The organism is Alkalibacterium sp., from assembly GCF_046484155.1.
Classification (GTDB): domain Bacteria; phylum Bacillota; class Bacilli; order Lactobacillales; family Carnobacteriaceae_A; genus Alkalibacterium.
The window spans coordinates 1-2,902 of record NZ_JAWOBT010000005.1 but is presented as its reverse complement, the minus strand read 5'-3'; the positions used below and the strand labels follow the sequence as shown (position 1 = coordinate 2,902).

Below are 2,902 nucleotides of genomic sequence, written 5' to 3'. Positions count from 1 at the left end.
CAATTTCCTTAGTATTTTCGAAATGTCGTCTATTTTCGCTCAATGTCGGACGAGGTGCTTTTTCGTGCCATTGATGTTCGATCAGCGGTTCATCTAACCATACTAAATCATAGTCATCACGCTTTGCCCGTCTTGCTATATCTGTGTCTTCGTTACCCCAGTAAGTATAAAATTCGTCATAACCTTTAACTTTCTTAATCCAATCTACATCAACCCCGAAGCAAGCCCCGTAGCCAGTCTTTGGGTGCAATCTCATAAACTCACCGTCTTCATCTAGGTCTATACATTGGCATAGCACGACTGTTTTTTCTATAACAATTTCATTTTTTACTTCTTCGATAAAATTAGGTGCAAATATATTATCTATATCTGAAAACACTACATACGGCGTAGTTACTAGTCTGAATCCGATATTATAGGCTCTTGACTTATTCCAGACTTCTGTGTCTTTTCTGACGGCTACAAATCCCTGCGTAAAGACTTCTGGATACCACGACAAATCATCGCTACCATAATCAACGACTATAATCTTACAGTCTTGGTTTCTTAGACTTTCCATACACTTTTCTGACCGTTCTCTATCACGATTCTTAATCGCAAAGATCATCGTTATCATATATCTTTGATTCTAGTTATCATTTTTTCAAAGTGGAATTCTTTGCTCGGTTCAGCAAATTTCTTTTCTTCCAATGCCTGCTTCAATTTATCCGATAGGTCGTCGGCGTCTTTCATTTTAGCTAGGTATATATTCTTAGCTTTAGCGTAATCTCTTATTTCTCTGAATGTCGGGTAATCATAACCGACGAACGGTGTACCGCAGGCTATCGCTTCAGCTACATACATACCAAATCCTTCAAACATCGACCCGTTTATAATTACTCTCGCCTGTTTTATCATTTCGAATTTTGTCTTGTCATCGACCCGTAAGTGAAAGTCGACATCGGCGTCGTACTCTTTGACATACTCTTGAGCTTTTTCTTTGATTCCATTAACCGAGGATATAACTTTTAGCTTGATATCGTTCTCTGCACAAGCCTTGACACAGTCCTGAAATCGTTTGTGTTTAACTAACCTCGAAATAAATAGTGCATAATCCTGACGCTCTTGGTCTTCGGTTTGTTCTAGTATGATTGAATTGATGCACGGATAGACTGGGTGAACTTCCTCTCTCTCTTTGCCTAGCCAGTCGTATATATATTTAGATGTTTCATTGCAGAGTGAGATCACCTGTGCGTCTGTTTCTCGCAATCCTTTGACTAGGTGTGTCCAACCAGTATACTTTCGCTTACCTATGAATTTATCCATCATCGGAAACGGGTCAAAGATTAGCACATAAGCTGGCTTGTTGTGCTTTTCTGCCTGTTTGATAGCATTGACGCCACCGTGTATAGGTGAGCCAATATAAACATCGGATTTGGGGATTTTAGCGGTTGCTAGCTGTGAGGCTGTCTTCGATACAATTTTGAATTTTGGTTTTTTGTATTGATCAAATTCGTGTGAAAATACTGCCTTGCGGTTTGAATAAATAGTTACATCGTGTCCTAATTCCAATAGTGCCGAGATCATAAAATAAGCATAATACCGACCACCCGTGATATGACCGACATCTTCGTGAATGAATGCTATCTTTTTAGGTTCTTTGAATATAGGATTATCAACCGCAGGCGGTGGATATGCAGGTAGCACGATCACGCCCTTGTTGTAGGTTTTTATTTTCTGCGGTGGTTTGATTATTCCTTCTCGAAGTAGGTACTTGTCGTATTGCCTGACTATTGATTTAGTTTTGTTTTTTAGCGGTTTTCTGTATTTCTCCCAAGTTTCATCGAAGAATTCATCTAGTCTTTGGTTCATCATTTCTTTCGTCGTAGATTTTTAATAACCGCTGTTCTAACTCGTCGCGTTTTTGTTCTAGTTTATATAATTCTGTAATAATGTCTGCTATTTCTAGTTTTTCTTCGGTTGTCATCTTAGTTTTTTGAATAATTTTTCCGTTGCTTCCTTGTCGTATTCTATTTCCATGTGGCATTTTAGACATAGTAATAATACCTCATTAAAGTCTGATAGTTCTTCAACCGTCTGATAATACCTGCGTTTTTTCTTGTGTGCAAATGTCAGTCCGAAAGTAGAACCGCACCTTTCGCATCTAAATATCCCTTTTTCCTTAAATAGTTCTTTCAAAGCGTTATTAGCTTTTTGGTTCATTTTAGTTCTGCTAGGCTTAGACTTACCTATTTGATCTGATTTTGAGAGCATTGTTCTACCATTATAACCAATTTATTTTCACCTGTTTCTGGATAGACCCTTTTTATTATTTCTGGGTTTTCAAACGGCGTGTCGTCCTTTAGTATTCCTGCTTTCATTAAACCGTCTACTGCTAGCTTATCGTCCAGATTCGATGTATCAATTACTCGCCTGCCTTTGAAGTACGCTTCCAGAGTTACTCTTGCAGGGTCGATCTCTGTTTTATCTTTTGCATAGAACATTATCAGCTCTGCTATTTCGTCTCTATATTTTTGATATGTTCTCCAATGTCTGTATGCGGTCTTATTCCTCGATTTCGCTCTGTAATCTGGTATTACTATTTTGCAACTCATTATCCCTTCCGTGTATTTTGGTTATATGTATATTTAATCCTTTTTTAGTATCGGATGTAAAGCTACAATACGGACATTGATACGGTAGAGTGAACCATTTTTTAATCGTTTTTAGAATTTTCATTTTTCCCTTTCATGTTTCTTTTTATTGACCGCTCGCATTGTCGGCGGTATTCTTCCATTTTCTTTCTTAATCTTTGCTCCCCTAGGTAATGCTTAATTTTCATGAGTTGTTCTTTATAGCCCTCTAACTTCATTTTGAGTCCTTTGATATTTTGTTAACGCTTTTAATCACCTCATTGAGTTTA

4 protein-coding genes are annotated in these 2,902 nt (G+C 37.7%); all 4 read right to left on the bottom strand.

The window, feature by feature from the left end:
- Positions 1–559 (bottom strand): glycosyltransferase family 2 protein (locus R6U02_RS00405; RefSeq protein ID WP_410261668.1); only part of this gene is annotated, 559 nt, incomplete at its 3' end.
- Positions 560–612: 53 nt separating this feature from the next.
- Positions 613–1,854: a glycosyltransferase family 4 protein gene (locus R6U02_RS00400; RefSeq protein WP_410261667.1), complete on the bottom strand. Its 1,242-nt coding sequence runs from the start codon at positions 1,852–1,854 to the stop codon at positions 613–615.
- The gene (locus R6U02_RS00395; protein ID WP_410261666.1) at positions 1,832–2,035 is read right to left on the bottom strand and encodes a hypothetical protein; all 204 of its coding nucleotides are present in this window, start codon (positions 2,033–2,035) and stop codon (positions 1,832–1,834) included. The genes R6U02_RS00400 and R6U02_RS00395 overlap by 23 nt, the downstream gene beginning before the upstream one ends.
- 193 nt (positions 2,036–2,228) lie before the next feature.
- Positions 2,229–2,594 carry a hypothetical protein gene (locus R6U02_RS00390; protein ID WP_410261665.1) on the bottom strand — a complete coding sequence of 122 codons (366 nt, stop codon included), beginning with the start codon at positions 2,592–2,594 and terminating at the stop codon, positions 2,229–2,231.
- Positions 2,595–2,902: the final 308 nt, after the last annotated feature.